This window comes from Streptomyces chiangmaiensis, from assembly GCF_036281785.1.
In the GTDB taxonomy this organism is placed as follows: Bacteria; Actinomycetota; Actinomycetes; order Streptomycetales; family Streptomycetaceae; genus Streptomyces; species Streptomyces chiangmaiensis.
Genome location: NZ_JAYWVC010000171.1, coordinates 1 through 16,949 on the forward strand (window position 1 = coordinate 1; position 16,949 = coordinate 16,949).

A 16,949-nucleotide genomic window follows, 5' to 3' on the forward strand; every position below is an offset into this window, starting at 1 on the left:
GAGAGCGAGGGTGGCCGGTGCCGCGCGAAGAGCGCGGTCCGGTCGCCCTCGTCGTTTTCCCCGCGGCTTCCGCCGCGCGTTGCCGGGGTCGGGAGTCCCCGGCCCGACGGCCGGGGACTCCCGCATGCCTCAGCTGGAGAACAGCATGTGGCCGAAGCTCTTGTGGCGGTGATGGCCGTACTGCCCATGCCCTCCGTGGCCGCCGTGCGGCGCGCCCCAGGCAGGAGCGGCCGGGTAGGCCTGCGGGGCGGGCGGGGGCGGCGGGGCGGCCTGCGTCCACTGGGACTCCAGGCGGGTCAGCGCCTCGAGCTCCCCGTAGTCCAGGAAGATGCCGCGGCAACCGCTGCACTGCTCGATCTGGACACCGTTGCGGTTGTACGTGTGCATCGGCGCATGACACTTCGGACACTGCATGGTCGGCTCAACTCCTCGCCGGTCGGTGGTGCTTCGCCAGGTGGGGACTCACTCCCGTCCTGGCCGGTTGCAGCCTACGTCGTCCATCCTCGTGCCCACTACGGCACTTCGGTGCCCATTCGAACACAGGCGTCGACGACGGCCTGCTCCACCTCGTCCAAAGCACGGTCCGCTGCGACGGACTTGGCGACGGCCAGGGCCGCCGTCTGCACGGTGAGGGCGCGGGCGGGGACGTCGAGCGCGGACCAGGGGTCACCGGCCGGGGGGACGGCCGGCCCGCCCTCTCGCCGGTACGCGGTGAGGAACCGGCTCCACTCGTCCGGCGGAAGCAGCCCACAGGCGTACCAGGCGGCCGGGCGGGCCAGGTCCCAGGCGGGGTCACCCACGCCGAGGTCGTCGACGTCGATGAGGAGCCAGGAGCCGGCGTCCGCGGGGTGGCGTACGAGTTGGCCGAGGTGGAGGTCGCCGTGGCACAGAGTGCGCGCGGATGGCAGGGGAGCCTCGGCGCGCGCCCAGGCCGGGAGTGCCGCCCAGGCCCGCAGGACGGGCCCGGCGGAGCGGTGCGGGCCGGCCGCGCACAGGCGCCGGATCGCACGGGCGGCCTTGGCCGGCCCGCGCATCGGCGGCAGGCCCGCAGGCACGGGTGCCCGGTGCAGCCGGGCTATCAGGGAGGCGGCCGCCTCCCAGGGGGCGGCCTCAGGGCGGTCGGGGTCCACGGGGGTGCCGTAGGGCCAGAAGGTCACGAGACGGCCGTGGAGGGTGACCGGGGTGGCGCGGAGGGGGGCGAGGAGGGTGCCGTGGAGGCGGGTGGCCGTGGCGAGGCGGAGCGAGAGTTCGGCGGGGTCGGTGCCCGGTGCGTGGGCCTTGGCGACGGTGGTGCCGTGGCGGACGACGGTGGCGGTGTCGCTGCGCTCGGCGAGGACCGCGTCGGTCGCCGTGCACCGGCACTCCGCGTCGGCGTTCGAGTGCACCGCGGCGCGTGCTCGTGCGGCGAGTGCGGGCAGGAGTGCGTTCATGGGCCCTCGGAGTGTGCGTACGACTGTGCAGGGAGCGTACGCGGCGGACAGGACAACGCCCGCGCAGCTCCCCAGCTGCGCGGGCGTTTGTGCCGTCCGCCGCACCCCCGTCCCCACGGGGTTTTATGGGTGGATGTCCCCGCCCGGACCGCTCTTCCGGGCCTGGGGCGCCGCTCAGCGCCCCAGCATCACGCCCACGGACGACGCTTGTGTGACCACTGCCTCCCAGCCGCCGAAGGCGTATGCGAGCAGGGCCGCCAGGGGCAGAACCATCGCGGTCGCCACCAACGGGTGGCGACGGCTCCGACGGCGAGTGCCGAACGCGGCGCCGTACGCCCTTCGTCCCTGCGTGCGGATCAGTGTCCGCGGTGCCGTCTGGGCCATGGTCCCTCTCCTGACCGTTGTGCTGTTGTCCTTGGCAGCGGCGGGTGTCTGACCTCGGGGGACGAGTGCTGCACCCGCCGCTTGACCTCAAATCTAGGTGCCGGGCCGACGGAGGGCGTCATGCCCTCGTACCGATTGCCTGGCCTCCCCGAGGATGACCGATGACCTGCGGTGTACTCCCCTGGGTGGAGACGGGGTCCTAGGTCTCGGGGTCTTCCCCGAGCGGACGCCCCGTGCGTCCCTTCTGCTCTGATGCGTCCTCTCGTGGAACCGGCTGCTCCACCAGTGCCAGCACCCGGTTCGCCATGAAGCGGGCCGTGCGCACGACGGAGCCGTTACGGGTGACTTCGCTCACTTCCACGACCCCCCTGCGCACCGCCGTCTCCACCCGGCGGCCCGCCCTGCTCGCCACGACCTCGTAGGTGCGCGTCGTGTCCCCGGCGTCCACGACTATCTCCACACGATCACCCTTCACGGGTTCAATCCCCCTTCCGCAGTGGGAGGTTGGGATCACAGGCGGCACAAGGCCGGCCTGCTCGCGCCTCCCCTGACCACCCCTCAAGTCTCGCACTCCGCAGTGACAATCGATCGGGACGAGAGGGCGCGGCCTCTGCGCGCACCCGGCCGTGGAAACGTAAGCTGTGGCTCGTCAAACGGACCGGGCAGCGGGGATGGACATGGCGATGATGCGCCTGAGGCGTGAGGACCCGCGTGTCGTCGGCTCGTTCAGGCTTCACCGGCGGCTCGGCGCGGGCGGGATGGGCGTCGTCTATCTGGGCTCCGACAAGCGGGGGCAGCGGGTCGCACTGAAGGTGATCCGGCCGGATCTGGCGGAGGATCAGGAGTTCCGGTCGCGGTTCGCGCGTGAGGTCTCGGCGGCACGGCGGATTCGGGGCGGATGCACGGCGCGGCTGGTGGCCGCCGATCTCGAGGCGGACCGTCCGTGGTTCGCCACGCAGTACGTTCCCGGGCCCTCCCTGCACGACAAGGTCGCCGAGGCGGGCCCCCTCTCCGCCGCCGACGTGGCCGCGGTGGGCGCCGCCCTGTCCGAAGGTCTCGTGGCGGTGCACGAGGCCGGGGTCGTCCACCGCGATCTGAAGCCGTCCAACATCCTGCTGTCCCCGAAGGGGCCGCGGATCATCGACTTCGGCATCGCCTGGGCGACGGGCGCCTCGACGCTCACGCACGTCGGCACGGCCGTGGGGTCGCCCGGCTTCCTCGCCCCCGAGCAGGTGCGCGGTGCGGCCGTCACCCCGGCCACGGACGTGTTTTCGCTGGGCGCCACCCTTGCGTACGCGGCGACCGGTGACTCGCCGTTCGGGCACGGGAGTTCCGAGGTGATGCTCTACCGGGTGGTGCACGAGGACCCGCAGCTGCCCGGCATGCCGGACGCCCTGGCCCCGCTCGTCCACGCCTGTCTGGCGAAGGACCCCGAGGAGCGGCCCAGCACGCTTCAACTCTCGCTCCGGCTCAAGGAGATCGCGACCCGGGAGGCTCAAGGGCTCGTGGACGCGCGGCCGGCCGCGCAGGCCGGCGGGCCGGACCGGCCCGCCGGGCGGCTGGCGGAGCAGTACGCCGATCAGCGCACCGTGCGGCGTCCGCAAGGACCGGGCACTCCCCCGCCCCGCGCCAACGGCTCGCGGCCGGGGTCCCGTCCGACGCCGGTTCAGCGCAACGCCACACGCTCCGGCGGCCGTCCTGCGCCCCGCAGCGGCGCCGGACGCCCCGCGCCCCGGACCACCGGCGCCGGACGTCGCCCGGCCAATCCACGGCTGCTGCGCCAGCGGCTGTTCGTCTTCGTGGTGGTGACGCTCCTGGTGGCGCTGGGCATCGCGGCGGCCCAGGGTTGTCAGGGGCCGGCGCGGGGGCTGGGTCAAGGGGGCGCGCGCAAGGACGTAGGACAGGAGCGGGTGTACACCCCCCTCACGGGCGATCCGATGGCCGCCCGGCACGCAAGCGAAGCGAGCGCGGACGGCTGACCGGCGATGGCCGCTGGGCGCCCGCGCCCGAACCCTCGGCGGCCGTCACAGCCCCAACAGGATCCGCTCGAAGAACGCGCGGTCGCCGTCGAAGACCTGGTCCATCGCGAGGAACTCCTCGCCGGTGACCCAGCGCGCCTCGGGGCCGCGTTTGATGACGAGCACCGGGTCGCCGTGCCGGGGCCCCGCGACGATCGCGTGCCGCTGGGCGATCGGGCTCCTCCTCAGGGCCGGGGGCGGCCGGTGGCCACCGCGTAGAAGGCGACCGCCGCCGCCGCGCCCACGTTGAGGGAGTCGACCCCGTGCGCCATGGGGATACGCACCCATTCGTCCGCGGCGACCAGCGCCTGCGTGGACAGACCGTCACCCTCCGCGCCGAGCATCAGCGCGACGCGCTCCATCTTGTGCGGCGCGGTCTCGTCAAGTGTCTTGGCCTTCTCGTCGGGTGTGAGGGCGAGCAGTGCGAAGCCCGCCTCGCGCACCGACTCCAGGCCCTTCGGCCATCTGTCGAGGCGCGCGTACGGCACCGAGAAGACCGCGCCCATGGAGACCTTCACACTGCGGCGGTAGAGCGGATCGGCGCAGTCGGGCGACAGCAGGACCGCATCCATCCCGAGGGCCGCGGCGGAACGGAATATGGCGCCGATGTTGGTGTGGTCGTTCACGGATTCCATGATCACAACACGTCGGGCGGTCGCCAGGAGATCGTCCGCCGTCGGCAGCGGTTTGCGCTGCATGGAGGCGAGCGCGCCGCGGTGCACGTGGTAGCCGGTGACCTGCTCGGCGAGTTCTGGGCTGACGGCGTACACCGGGGCCGGGAGCTCGTCGATGACGTCCCGCATGACGTCGACCCACTTGGCGGAGAGCAGCATGGAGCGCATCTCGTAGCCGGCTTCCTTGGCCCGCCGGATGACCTTCTCGCCCTCGGCGATGAACAGGCCCTCGGCGGGTTCGCGCTTGCGGCGCAGCTCCACGTCGGTGAGACCCGTGTAGTCGCGCAGGCGCGGGTCGTCGGGGTCCTCAACGGTGATGAGATCGGCCACAGGGTGATACTGCCTTGTCCTGGAAGCGGTGCCAACGGCTGGAACGGGCCCGGTTACCCCGGGTTACTCGACGGGGCGCGGAGCGGCCTTCACGACCCGCCCGATGACGATGACGGCCGGCGGCTTCACCTCCTCGGCCCGCACGGTCCCGGCGACCGTCGCAAGGGTGGCGTCGACGCGGCGCTGGGCCGCCGTCGTGCCCTCCTGGACCAGGGCGACCGGGGTGTCCGGGGCCTTCCCGTGCGCGACGAGTGTCTCGGCGATCTTCCCGATCTTGTCGACGCCCATGAGGATCACGAGCGTGCCGGTGAGCCGGGCCAGGGACGGCCAGTCGACCAGGGAGCGCTCGTCATCCGGAGCGACGTGGCCGCTGACCACCGTGAACTCATGTGCGACACCTCGGTGGGTGACCGGGATGCCGGCCGCTCCCGGCACCGAGATCGAGCTGGAGATGCCGGGAACCACCGTGCAGGGGATGCCTGCCGCGGCGAGCGCCTGGACCTCCTCCATGCCACGGCCGAAGACGAACGGGTCGCCGCCCTTCAGCCGCACCACCGACTTGCCCTGCTTGGCGTGCTCTATCAGCGCGTTGTTGATGGCCTCCTGGGCCATGGCACGACCGTAGGGGATCTTCGCCGCGTCGATCACCTCGACGTGCGGTGGGAGTTCGGCGAGAAGATCGCGGGGGCCGAGGCGGTCCGCGATGACCACGTCGGCCTCGGCGAGCAGACGGCGGCCACGCACCGTGATCAGGTCGGGGTCGCCGGGACCGCCCCCGACCAGCGCGACGCCGGGTGTGCGGGTGCGGTGGTGCGGCGCGACGAGCGTGCCGTCGCGCAGGCCCTCGACGACGGCGTCGCGGATGGCCGCGGTGTGCCGGGGATCGCGACCCTTCGCGGCGCTGGTGAGGACGGCGACGGTGACACCTTCACTGTGACCGGTCGCCGGGGTCCACGCGGTGGCCGCGTCGGCGTCGTCGGAGCGCACGCACCACACGCGATGACGCTCCGCCTCGACGGAAGCGGCGGCGTTGGCCTCGGGATCACTGGTGGCGATCAGGGCATACCAGGCCTCCTCGAGATCGCCGGGCCGGTACGGGCGCTTCAGCCAGGTGATCTCCTCCCCGTCCGCCATGGCCTCGACCGAGGGCGTCACCTCCGGCGACACCAGCAGCACATCGGCGCCCGCCGCGATCAGGGCCGGGAGGCGGCGCTGGGCGACCTGGCCGCCGCCGAGAACGACCACACGACGGCCGGAGAGACGGAGCCCTACGGGGTAAGGAGGGTGTTCGGCCATGGAGGTACGGCTCCTCGTCCAGGCGGTGCGGAAGAAGGCCTCTACGGCGTTGGAGTGGCCCTGACGTGGGAATTTTATGTCGGCCCAGCCGGATGGCGTAGGTGGGTTCACCCGGTGCCGTGGCCGGGCGGGCCAGGGAGGACCCGGGCCGGACGCCCGGGTTCCCTGCCGCCTACTTCTCGGTCACCCCGGCCGAGTCGAACGTCGCCACCTCGTGCATCGCCCGCGCCGAGCTCTGGACGAGCGGCAGCGCGAGCAGCGCTCCCGTCCCCTCGCCCAGGCGCAGGTCCAGGTCGACCAGAGGACGCAGACCCAGCTTGTTGAGGGCGGCCACATGGCCGGGCTCCGCACTGCGATGGCCGGCGATGCACGCCGCGAGGACCTCGGGCGCGATCGCGCGGGCCACCAGAGCGGCGGCTCCCGCGCTGACACCGTCGAGGATCACCGGTGTGCGCAGGGACGCGCCGCCGAGCAGCAGGCCCACCATCGCGGCGTGTTCCAGACCGCCGAACGCGGCGAGCACGCCGATCGGGTCGGCAGGGTCGGGCTGGTGGAGTTCGATGGCGCGACGCACGACCTCGGTCTTGCGGGCCAGCGTCTCGTCGTTGATGCCCGTCCCGCGGCCCGTCACCTCGGAGGGGTCGGTGTCCGTGAAGACCGAGATCAGGGCGGCCGAGGCCGTCGTGTTCGCGATGCCCATCTCACCCGTGAGCAGCGCCTTGTTGCCCGCCGCCACGAGGTCGCGGGCCGTCTCGATACCGACCTCGATCGCCTGCTTGACCTCCTCGCGGCTGAGCGCGGGGCCGGTCGTCATGTCCGCCGTGCCCGCGCGGACCTTGCGCGGCAGAAGGCCGGGGGTCGCCGGCAGATCGGAGGCCACGCCCACGTCGACGATGCAGACCTCGGCGCCCACCTGATGGGCGAAGGCATTGCAGACCGCGCCGCCGCCGAGGAAGTTGGCGACCATCTGGCCGGTCACCTCCTGGGGCCAGGGGGTGACGCCCTGGGCGTGCACCCCGTGGTCACCGGCGAAGATCGCGACGGCCGCGGGCTCCGGGATCGGCGGCGGGCACTGCCGGGACAGGCCGGACAGCTGCGCGGAGATGATCTCCAGCATGCCGAGCGCGCCCGCCGGCTTGGTCATGCGCTTCTGTCGCTCCCAGGCCTCGCCGAGTGCCTTGGCGTCCAGCGGCCGGATGCCCGCCACGGTCTCGGCGAGCAGGTCGTGCGGCTCTTCGCCGGGAAGCGCCCGACGACCGTACGTCTCCTCGTGCACGACCCAGGACAGGGGGCGACGCTTGGACCAGCCCGCCTGCATCAGCTCGGGCTCCTCCGGGAACTCGTCGACGTATCCGACGCACAGATACGCCACGACCTCCAGGTGGTCGGGCAGGCCGAGGACACGGACCATCTCACGCTCGTCGAAGAAGCTGACCCAGCCGACGCCGAGGCCCTCGGCGCGGGCCGCGAGCCACAGGTTCTCGACGGCGAGCGCGGAGGAATACGGGGCCATCTGCGGCTGGGTGTGCCGGCCGAGCGTGTGGCGGCCGCCCCGCGTCGGGTCGGCGGTGACCACGATGTTCACCGGAGTGTCGAGGATGGCCTCGATCTTCAGTTCCTTGAACTGCTTCGCCCGTCCCTTGGGCAGCGACTTGGCGTAGGCCTCACGCTGACGCTGTGCCAGTTCGTGCATGGTGCGGCGGGTTTCGGCCGAGCGGATGACGACGAAGTCCCACGGCTGGGAGTGACCCACGGAGGGCGCTGTGTGGGCGGCCTCCAGGACGCGCAGCAGCACCTCGTGAGGGATCGGGTCGCTGCGGAAACCGTTGCGGATGTCACGGCGCTCGCGCATCACGCGCAGCACCGCCTCGCGCTCGGCGTCGTCGTATCCGGGCGCCGCCGGACCGGTGGACTCTCGTACGTCTCCCACTGCGGCCGTGCTCTCTTCCTGCTCGGCCGCCCTGGTGTCCAGGTCCTCCGCCTGTTGTGCGGCTACGGACCCCGGGTCCGCGGCAAGCGGCTCCGGGGCGGCCGGCTCGCCCTCACGCGGAGCGGGAACGGTCGGGACCGGTTCCTCCGCCGCCGGGGCGACGGCCGGCTCCTCCTGCTCGGCGGCTGCCGGGACGGGGTCTTCGGCGGCCTGCTCCTCCTGGCCCGGCAGTGGCGGCACGCTCAGGCCGTGCGGCGGGGTCGGGGCCAGGTGCGGTGTGGTCGGCACGATGCCGTCGACGGGCACGAACTGTCCGAGCGAGTGGTCCGCCCCGAAGTCCGACGCGGCGCTGGGCTCGCCAGCCGGTTCAGCACCGGCGTGCTGTTCACTGTGCGTCTGCTCACCGTGCGCCTGTTCGCCGGGCGACTGCTCGCCGTACGCCTGGACGGCGACCGCCCGGGGCGACACGGCATACGCGGACACGCCGACGGGAACGGCCCCGACGGGCTCGGCGAACGCGGGCTGAGGCTCCTCGGCGCCGTGCGGCCCGGACGGTGCGAACTGTGCCCCGGCGTCCGGGAGCCCGGACCTGGTCTCGGCCTGGTCCGGGACGGAGGCCGGGGCCGGGGTGTGCTGTGCGGCGGTGGCCCGGACGTGCCCGGTGACGTCCGCGGGCGGCACCATGACGCCGGACGCGGGGGTGTGCGCGCCGGCCGGCGGCTGGAGCGCGCCGGTGTCGGACACGGACGTGGGCGTGCCGGCGTGCGGAGTGCTGTCCGTGGGCAGCACGTGGTCCGTCAGGGGTGCGAAGTGTGCGGCGTCGGGAAGGTGCGCGTCCGGCACGAAGTTTGCCGCGGGCACCGGTTCCTGAGCGGCCTGCGGGACGACCGGAGCCATCGGTCCCCGCGGCGCCGCCTCCCCGATGTGCGGGATGCCATGGGCCGGAGTGCCGTCCCCGGTGTGTCCGGCCCCGGGCATCGGGACCCCGTGCGGGGTGTCCGGAACCTGGTGGACGGAAGACGGTGCCGCCGCCCCTCTCCGGGTGTCCCGCGGCGCACCCGCGATGTCCTGCGGCTCGTGGCCGACGGGTGTCCCGGGGACCTCGAAGGCATGGGAACCGGCCGGACTCCCCAGCCCGTGGAGCGTGCCGGATCCCTCCGCGACCGCGGACACGGCCTCGGGGGCGGCGGGTGCGGGGAACAGTTCGGGCGCCACCGCCGGAACGACCGTTTCCTCAGCCGTCGCCTCGGGAGCGACCGGCGGCACGGTCTGGGTCTGCGGCGAGGCACCCCACGGCACGGCACCCTGCGGGGAGTTCTCCCCGAACCGGGAGACGTCGAGGTACTCGGGACCGGTCGTCGGCGGCCCGGAGGGGCGCATGGGCGCGTCCGCCGGTCCACGGTCGGCGAGTGAACGCACGAGGCCCGAGGAGACGTCCGGGGTGGGCGGCCCGAGGTGCAGCGGGCGGCGCTGCGGCGCCGGCTGCGGTGCGGGCGCGGGAGGCGGTGTACGGACCGCGCCGACGTCGATCGAGCCGCTGTCCCGGCCGGACGCCTCGTGCGGTCCCGGCTCGGGGGGGAACGGCGCCGGCTGCGGCATCTCGTTGCCCCACGCACCCTGCTGGCCGGGCATCAGAAGCAGGTCGTCGTCATCCGCGGGGGTGTCGGAGTGGTCGAGGTAGGTGTACGCGCCCGGCGCGAGGACGCCCGGCTGTTCCACCATGCCTGCGTTCTCCGGCAGTCCCTCGCCCGGGACCTGGCCGGTGTCGGTCATGCGTATCCCTCGCCCATCGGTTTAGTGCTCCTACGACCAGCTCGCCCGGAACAGCGCGCCGACCGCCCGCAATGAAGAACGAGCGTCTGTGCCCAGCGGCACGAACGACCCGCCGACAATGACGACAAAGCCATTGAACGGCATTCTTCCGGTCACCCGTCCGTCGCGTCAGCCTGATCCACGACGGCCCGCTGTGGACTGCGCCACGTTGCGCGCCCTCCGGTTCTGCCCTACCACACTCGTCCCAAAAGGGGTGCGCTTTCCGGACATTGGCTGACGAAGTGCCGGATCACCCAAGTGCGGTACAACGGTCGGCCAGCCTACCGCGCGGGTAGGACAACAGGATCACGGGGCGCGTTCGGGCAATCGCCCGCTGAGCATGAACGCGACACTCCGCTCCTTCTCCGTCCAGGCCCGCGTGTCGAGTTCGACGGACTGCAGCAGGGCGCACTCGACGTCGTAGCCGTGCTCAGAGAGGTCCCTGCCGACGAGCTCGGCCTCGTCGCGGGTCGCGGCGTACGCGACGATGCACTGCGGTCGGCGGTCGGCGACGGCCGAGACGACCGCGGCTCCGCCGCCGCCGACGCGCACGACGTCCGGTTCGGGCAGGTTCTCCAGGATGTGCGGGGCCGTGCCGTGCACGACCTGGAGCTGGACTCCGAAGCTGCGGGCGACGGCCATCGTGCGGCCGCAGGCGTCCGGGTCGCGGTCGACGGCGATGACGGCGGCCCCGCAGCGGGCGGCCTCCACGGCGAACGCTCCGCTGCCGCTGCCGATGTCCCACACCAGGTCGCCCACCCGTGGGCCCATGCGGGCCAGTTGGGCGGCGCGCAGCAGATCCGTTTCGCCTTCGCCGAGTCCGCCGCCGTACGCCTCGGCGGGCAGCGCCCAGCCGCGCGGTCCCGCGCCTGGGTCGCGGCCGGCGATCCAGCCGCCGCCGTCGGCCGCGGTCACGGGTCCGCCGATCACGATGACGACGTTGGGATCGCGCCAGGTGTGGTCGGGCGCCTTGTCGGAGGTGACGACCGTGACCTGTTCGCGGTCGGTGCCGAGCTCCTCGCAGATGACGAAGGTGCGGTGGACCCCCTCGAGCAGCAGGCCCAGCTCCGCCGGCCCGGCGCCCGGCGAGGTGAGAACCGCGACTTTGGTGTGGGCCCGGCATACATTCACCGCGCGTCGCAGGGTGCGGCGGTGTGCGACGACCACCTGGGCATCGTCCCAGGGCATACCGGCGCGCGCGAAGGCGGCGGCCACCGCGGAGACGGCCGGCACGACTTCGACCTCGAGGCCGAACTCGGGGGCACGCAGGGTGCGTACGACACCGAAGAAGCCCGGGTCGCCGTCGGCCAGGACGACGGCGGTGCCTCGGTGGGCGGCGATACGGCGGGCGGCGAGGGCGACGCTGCCGAGCCGGATGCGCTCGGCCGTCCCCGGCACCTCGGGAAGCGCGAGGTGGTGGGCCGCTCCGGCCACGAGCGTGGCGGCTCCCAGGGCGGAGCGCGCCGCGGCCGTCAGCGGCGAGCCGTCCCAGCCGATCACCGTGACGCGGTCGGCCATCGTCGTCAGTCTCCAGGAGGTTTTGCGCAGGTCGTCAGGGGCAGCCCGCACGGCGGGCTCCGTGAGAGTACCTGGTACGGCTGGACGTGTCCCTCACGGGTTCGGCCGGGCGGAGCGGTCCCTCGAGGTCAGTTCCAGTTCGAGAACGACGTGAAACCACCGGTGTCGGCCAGTTCCTCGCTGATCCCGTCCAGATCCTCCGGCAACAGGCTCCAGACGATCACGTCGGTGCGCACGTCGGCCCACTCCCCGCTCTCCGTCCTGCTGCGGGCTATCCAGGCACCGCGCAGGACGCCCTCGCTGATGCAGCCGATCCTCTGGGCGACCTGCTGGGAGGCGGTGTTGTCGGCCGCCGTGCGCAGTTCGATCCGTTCGAACTTCTGATCCCCGAAGAGCCATTGTGCGGTGGCGATCGCCGCCTCGGAGGCGTAGCCCTCGCCGCGGGCCCAGGGCGCGACGACATATGCGATCTCACTGGAGCGGACGCGCCAGTTCGTGTTCTGCAGGTGCACGATGCCGACGAGGCGCTGGGTGAGAAACTCCGTGACCGCGAAGACGATGCCGCGGCCCTCAGTCCGTTCGGCAGGGGCGAGTTCGGTGATCCACTGCCGGGCGTGGGCCTCGGTGTAGGGGTACGGCACGGAGGTCCAGGCGGTGACGAGCTCGTCGTTCATCATCTCGGCGAACGCGTCGATGTCCGACTCCTCGAAGGGGCGCAGTACCAACCGCTCCGTGCTGATGGAGACGTTGGGAAAGGTGCCAGTCATGCGCCGCTCCATAACCTTCGGAAAACCTTCAAGGCCTGCTGAACTGCCCAGCATGCAGCATGAAAGCCCTCAAGCACACCACGGGGCCCTCCCCACCGCCCAATGGGTGTGGAGAGGACCCCGGGGGTTGGTCAGAAGGACGGCAGGACCGAGCCCTGGTACTTGTCCTCGATGAACTTCTTCACCTCGGGCGAGGTGAGGAGCGTGGCGAGCTTCTTGACCCGCGGGTCCTTCTCGTTGCCCTTCTTCACCGCGAGGAAGTTGCCGTACGGGTTGTTCTTCGAGGACTCCAGGACGAGGGCGTCCTTGGCGGGCTTGAGGCCCGAGGAGATGGCGTAGTTGCCGTTGATCACCGCGGCGTCCACGTCGTCCAGGGAGCGCGGGGTCTGGGCCGCCTCCAGTTCCTTGAACTTCAGGTTCTTCGGGTTCTCCGTGATGTCCTGCGGGGTCGCTTCGCTGCCCACGCCGCTCTTGAGCTTGATGAGGCCGTTGGCGTCGAGCAGCTTGAGCGCCCGCGCCTCGTTGACCGTGTCGTTCGGAACGGCGACGGTCGCACCGCTCTTCAGCTCGCCGACCTTTCCGACCTTGTGGGAGTAGAGGCCGAGCGGCTCCAGGTGCACCGTGACGACGGGCACGATGTGGGTGCCGTTCTTCTTGTTGAAGTCGTCGAGGTACGGCTGGTTCTGGAAGTAGTTGGCACCGACGGAGCCGTCCTCGGTCGCCGTGTTCGGCGTGACGTAGTCGGTGAACTCCTTGACCTCCAGGTCGAGGCCCGCCTTCTTCGCCAGGTTCCTCTTGACGAAGTCGAGGATCTCGGCGTGCGGCGTGGGGCTCGCGGCGACGACCAGCGGGCCGCTGTAGTCGGAGGAGGCGGAGGAGCTCTCGCCGGAGCCGCAGGCGGTGAGCCCGAAGGCGAGGGCTCCGGCGGCGAGGACAGCGGTGGTGATCTTGGCGGTGTTACGCACGAAAAGTGCCTTTCCTTATGGGTGGTGCGACCCCGTCGTGGGTGAAACGGGGAGATGGGGGGTTAGGCGGCCTTGCTCACATCGGCCGAGGCCGCCTCGACGGCGGCCGGTGCAGCGGGCGTCCCGTCCTTCAGCAACCGCAGCCGCGGCGCGACGGACGAGCGTCCGCCACGGCGGTGGAGCGCGCGGGCCACGTAGTCGCCCGCGAACTGAATGAGCGAGATGACGACGGCGAGGATCGCCACGGTGATCCACATCAGCTGGGTCTCGAAGCGCTGGTAGCCGTAGCGGATGGCGATGTCGCCGAGGCCGCCGGCGCCGACCGTGCCGGCCATCGCCGAGTAGCCGATGAGGGCGACCACCGTGGTGGTGGCGGACGAGATCAGCGAGGGCAGGGCCTCCGGTACGAGGACCTTGCGCACGACGGTCCAGGTGTTGCCGCCCATTGCCTGCACGGCCTCCACGAGCCCGCCGTCCACTTCGCGGACGGCTGTCTCGACGAGACGGGCGAAGAACGGGATCGCGCCGATGGCGAGCGGCACGATCGCGGCCTCGCGGCCGATCGTGGTGCCGGTGATCGTCCGTGTGAAGCTCATCAGCGCCACCATCAGGATGATGAACGGCATCGAACGGGCGATGTTCACGATCTGCCCGATGACCTTGTTGGCGACGATGTTCTGGAGGAGTCCGCCGCGGTCGGTCAGCACGAGCAGAACGCCGAGCGGGAGACCCCCGACGACGGCGATGACCGTGGACCAGCCGACCATGTAGAGCGTGTCCCCACACGCCTGGGACAGCAGCGGCTGCATCTCGGACCAGGTCACTTGGCACCTTCCTTCACCCGCGCGGGTCGCTGTGCCTGCTGGTCGAGGACGTCGATCTGGAGACCCTGTTCGCGCAGGAAGCCGATCGGCACCACGTTCTCCTCGTAGGGGCCGGGGAGTTCGATGCGCATCCGGCCGACCTGCTTGCCGCCGACGGTGTCCATCGCGGCGCCGAGGATCGAGATGTCGATGTTGTACGTGCGCGCGAGCTGGGAGACGACGGACCGGGTGGCAGCGTCGCCGTGGAAGGTGACGTCGACGACGGTGCGGTCGTCCCCGGACGCGTCGCCGCCGACGGGGAAGAGTGCAGCGGCCAGTTCGGAGCCGGGGGTGGCGAGCAGTTCGCCGACCGTGCCGGATTCGACGATGCGGCCCTTGTCCATGAGGGCGGCCGAGTCACAGATGCTCTTGACGACGTCCATCTCGTGGGTGATGAGCAGAACGGTCAGGCCGAGCTGCCGGTTGAGGTCGCGCAGCAGCTGCAGGATGGAGCGGGTGGTCTCCGGGTCCAGAGCGCTGGTCGCCTCGTCGGAGAGCAGCACCTTGGGGTCGCCGGCGAGGGCGCGGGCGATGCCCACGCGCTGCTTCTGACCCCCGGAGAGCTGGGCCGGGTAGGCGCCCGCCTTGTCGGTGAGGCCGACGAGGTCGAGCAGCTCCAGGGCCTTGCGGGAACGTTCCTTCCCGGACTTGCCGAGGATTTCGAGAGGCAGCTCGACATTGTCCTGGACGGTGCGCGAGGACAGCAGGTTGAAGTGCTGGAAGACCATGCCGATACGGCTGCGGGCCTGCCGCAGCTCCTTGCCGGCGCGCGGTCCGCGGCCGGCGAGTGCGGTGAGGTCCTGGCCGGCCACGGAGACCGTGCCGGAGGTGGGGCGTTCTAGGAGGTTGACGCAGCGTATGAGCGAGGACTTTCCGGCGCCGGACTGGCCGATGACGCCGTACACCTCGCCTTCGCGTACGTGCAGGTCGACGCCGTCGAGGGCGGTCACCTCGCGGCCGCGCGAGCGGTAGACCTTGGTCAGGCCGGATGTGGTGATCACTGGGTTTTCCGTCACTGTCGAGTGCAGGGCGTGGATGTGCGCCGGCACGGGTGCATGCGTGGGAACGCGGCACGGTTCTCGCGATGGCGGTGGAACCGAGGAGAACAGGTGCGCGGGGTGCGGTCCCCCAGGCCGTTCAGGCAGTGGGGGAGGCTGAGTCACGTACGACGCGGGCGTACGGACATGCCACTACGGACTCGCTTCGGGGCGCGAGGCTCTGGTTGGTACGCGGGCCCTCTAGCAGGCGCACATTCGACACATACAACGAGCACCGGGCGTCATGGTCGCCTCGGTCGCAAGAGTGCGGCTGCTCGTCGTGGTCATGGGATCAAGTAAATCAGACGTACGGCCGGGAGATACCACGGCTGTCCGAATAGCGGACAGCCGTGGACGTCCTCAGTCCCGTGCGGAGATCTCCACCGCATGGCCGGTGACCAGTGCGGACAAGGCCGTGAGGTCCTTCACGACCAGGTCGGCGTCCAGTTCGTGGGAGCGGTGCGTTGTGGCCAACGCCACGGTCGTCATCCCGGCGGCGCGGCCCGCGGCCAGCCCCGCCGGGGCGTCCTCGAACACCACACAGCGCGACGGTTCGACGCCCAGCTCACGGGCGGCGAGGAGGTAGGGCTCCGGATCCGGCTTGCCGCGGGTGACGTCTTCTGCGGTCACCAGGGTCTTGGGCCGGATGCCGACGGCCTCCAGCCTGGCCTCGGCAAGGCGGCGCGTGGCGGAGGTGACGACCGCCCAGCGGTCGGCCGGCAGCGCGTCCAGGAACTCCCGGGTGCCCGGAAGGAGATGAACTCCGCCGTTCGGCACGTCCTCGACCTCCAGACGCTCGATCCGCGCGACGGCCTCCGGGACGACATCGGCGGGCAGCAGGTCGGCGGCTATCTCCCCGGCCGTACGGCCATGGAGCTGGATGCGCCCGAACGCCTCCGCGGTGACCCCGTACTCCTGCGCCCAGCGCGTCCAGCACCGCCTCACCGACTCGAGGGATGAGACGAGCGTCCCATCGTTGTCGAACAGCAGCGCGTCAGCATGGATCTTCATGCCCTCGACCCTACGCAGGCAGCACGGGGGCGAGCGCATCGGGTCTTTTGGACCGTAATAGGGTCGCGGCATGCTTGATGCCCTGACGCTGGCGACCGGCGTCGCCGCGCTGCTGCTCGCCGCCTGGTGCGGCTGGGCGGCCCACCGCGATCAGCCCACTAAGGACTGGCACTTCATCGGCATGGCCGTGGTGACAATGCTGGCCGTGATCCAGCTGATCGTCGGCATCGTCCAGTTGGCGCGCGGCGAGAAGCCGGAGCAGGGCACGACGATCTTCGTGGCATATCTGCTCGGGGCCTTCGCCTGTATCCCGGCGGCGGGATTCATGTCCCTCACCGAGCGCACGCGGTGGGGTTCGGTGACGGTCGCGGCCGGCGGTGTGGTCCTCGCCGTGCTCGAGGTGCGGCTCTATGACATCTGGGGAGGCTGAGATGACGGCCACGGAGGAGAAGCCGGTCAGGGCACGGCTGATCGGCGGACCGGGCATGCTGCTGGTCTGGCTGTACGGCGTGATGGTCGTCGGCGCGGTGTCGCGCTCGATCGTGCAGATCTCCACCCAGTTCGACAAGGCCCCGCTGGCGTACTCCCTGTCCGCGGTCGCCGGAGTCGTCTACGGGTTCATCACCTACTCGCTGGTGCGCGGCGGCGAGACGGCCCGCAGGGTGGCGCTCGTGTGCTGCGCCGCGGAACTCCTGGGGGTGCTGACGGTCGGCACCTGGACGTTGGTGGAACCGTCAGCGTTCCCCGACGCGACCGTGTGGTCGGACTACGGCATGGGGTACATCTTCATCCCCGTGCTGTTGCCGCTGTCGGCGATGTACTGGCTCCGCAAGGCGCGTACGGAACAGGGCCCGGCGGCTTCGCGCGGCTAGTGCTGTGGCCGGAAGGGTTTGCCGGAAAGCTCGCGACGTCCT

At 71.5% G+C, this 16,949-nt stretch carries 16 protein-coding genes; 3 read left to right on the forward strand and 13 right to left on the reverse strand.

What is annotated here, in order from left to right; translation table 11 throughout:
• Positions 1-129: 129 nt before the first annotated feature.
• From VXC91_RS33100 to VXC91_RS33115, 4 genes are all read right to left on the reverse strand, one after another.
• A complete protein-coding gene (locus tag VXC91_RS33100; RefSeq protein WP_329511048.1) occupies positions 130-414 on the reverse strand; it encodes a TFIIB-type zinc ribbon-containing protein in 285 nt (94 codons plus the stop codon).
• Between the two features lie 98 nt (positions 415-512).
• Complete coding sequence (locus tag VXC91_RS33105) at positions 513-1,430, reverse strand: phosphotransferase family protein (RefSeq protein ID WP_329511049.1); 918 nt, start codon at positions 1,428-1,430, stop codon at positions 513-515.
• A 174-nt stretch (positions 1,431-1,604) separates the two neighbouring features.
• On the reverse strand, positions 1,605-1,814 hold the full coding sequence (locus tag VXC91_RS33110) for a hypothetical protein (protein WP_329511050.1): 210 nt from the start codon (positions 1,812-1,814) through the stop codon (positions 1,605-1,607).
• 199 nt (positions 1,815-2,013) lie between these two features.
• Positions 2,014-2,289 carry a hypothetical protein gene (locus tag VXC91_RS33115; protein WP_329511051.1) on the reverse strand — a complete coding sequence of 92 codons (276 nt, stop codon included), beginning with the start codon at positions 2,287-2,289 and terminating at the stop codon, positions 2,014-2,016.
• A 196-nt stretch (positions 2,290-2,485) separates the two neighbouring features.
• On the opposite strand from VXC91_RS33115, the gene VXC91_RS33120 reads away from it, so the two are divergent.
• Positions 2,486-3,793 carry a serine/threonine-protein kinase gene (locus VXC91_RS33120; RefSeq protein WP_329511062.1) on the forward strand — a complete coding sequence of 436 codons (1,308 nt, stop codon included), beginning with the start codon at positions 2,486-2,488 and terminating at the stop codon, positions 3,791-3,793.
• Between the two features lie 224 nt (positions 3,794-4,017).
• Here VXC91_RS33120 and VXC91_RS33125 read toward each other — a convergent pair whose 3' ends face one another.
• From VXC91_RS33125 to VXC91_RS33165, 9 genes are all read right to left on the reverse strand, one after another.
• Positions 4,018-4,836 carry a TrmH family RNA methyltransferase gene (locus VXC91_RS33125; protein ID WP_329511052.1) on the reverse strand — a complete coding sequence of 273 codons (819 nt, stop codon included), beginning with the start codon at positions 4,834-4,836 and terminating at the stop codon, positions 4,018-4,020.
• Positions 4,837-4,899: 63 nt separating this feature from the next.
• Positions 4,900-6,132: a uroporphyrinogen-III C-methyltransferase gene (cobA, locus tag VXC91_RS33130; RefSeq protein WP_329511053.1), complete on the reverse strand. Its 1,233-nt coding sequence runs from the start codon at positions 6,130-6,132 to the stop codon at positions 4,900-4,902.
• A gap of 172 nt (positions 6,133-6,304) precedes the next feature.
• The gene (gene cobT, locus VXC91_RS33135) at positions 6,305-9,835 is read right to left on the reverse strand and encodes a nicotinate-nucleotide--dimethylbenzimidazole phosphoribosyltransferase (RefSeq protein ID WP_329511054.1); all 3,531 of its coding nucleotides are present in this window, start codon (positions 9,833-9,835) and stop codon (positions 6,305-6,307) included.
• 345 nt (positions 9,836-10,180) lie between these two features.
• On the reverse strand, positions 10,181-11,392 hold the full coding sequence (gene cbiE / locus VXC91_RS33140) for a precorrin-6y C5,15-methyltransferase (decarboxylating) subunit CbiE (protein ID WP_329511063.1): 1,212 nt from the start codon (positions 11,390-11,392) through the stop codon (positions 10,181-10,183).
• A gap of 128 nt (positions 11,393-11,520) precedes the next feature.
• Entirely contained in the window at positions 11,521-12,159 is a 639-nt protein-coding gene (locus tag VXC91_RS33145; RefSeq protein WP_329511055.1) for a GNAT family N-acetyltransferase, read from the reverse strand.
• A 131-nt stretch (positions 12,160-12,290) separates the two neighbouring features.
• Positions 12,291-13,124: a MetQ/NlpA family ABC transporter substrate-binding protein gene (locus VXC91_RS33150; RefSeq protein ID WP_329511056.1), complete on the reverse strand. Its 834-nt coding sequence runs from the start codon at positions 13,122-13,124 to the stop codon at positions 12,291-12,293.
• 62 nt (positions 13,125-13,186) lie between these two features.
• Positions 13,187-13,948, reverse strand: a complete 762-nt coding sequence (locus tag VXC91_RS33155) for a methionine ABC transporter permease (protein WP_329511057.1) — start codon at positions 13,946-13,948, stop codon at positions 13,187-13,189.
• The gene (locus tag VXC91_RS33160) at positions 13,945-14,988 is read right to left on the reverse strand and encodes a methionine ABC transporter ATP-binding protein (RefSeq protein ID WP_329511058.1); all 1,044 of its coding nucleotides are present in this window, start codon (positions 14,986-14,988) and stop codon (positions 13,945-13,947) included. Before VXC91_RS33160 ends, VXC91_RS33155 begins: the two co-directional genes overlap by 4 nt.
• A gap of 396 nt (positions 14,989-15,384) precedes the next feature.
• Positions 15,385-16,035: an HAD-IA family hydrolase gene (locus VXC91_RS33165; RefSeq protein WP_329511059.1), complete on the reverse strand. Its 651-nt coding sequence runs from the start codon at positions 16,033-16,035 to the stop codon at positions 15,385-15,387.
• A gap of 70 nt (positions 16,036-16,105) precedes the next feature.
• Here VXC91_RS33165 and VXC91_RS33170 point away from each other — a divergent pair, with 70 nt between their 5' ends.
• Positions 16,106-16,465: a hypothetical protein gene (locus VXC91_RS33170; protein ID WP_329511060.1), complete on the forward strand. Its 360-nt coding sequence runs from the start codon at positions 16,106-16,108 to the stop codon at positions 16,463-16,465.
• 1 nt (position 16,466) lies between these two features.
• Positions 16,467-16,907, forward strand: coding sequence for a hypothetical protein (locus tag VXC91_RS33175; RefSeq protein WP_329511061.1), 441 nt, complete (start codon positions 16,467-16,469; stop codon positions 16,905-16,907).
• The last annotated feature ends 42 nt before the right edge of the window (positions 16,908-16,949 follow it).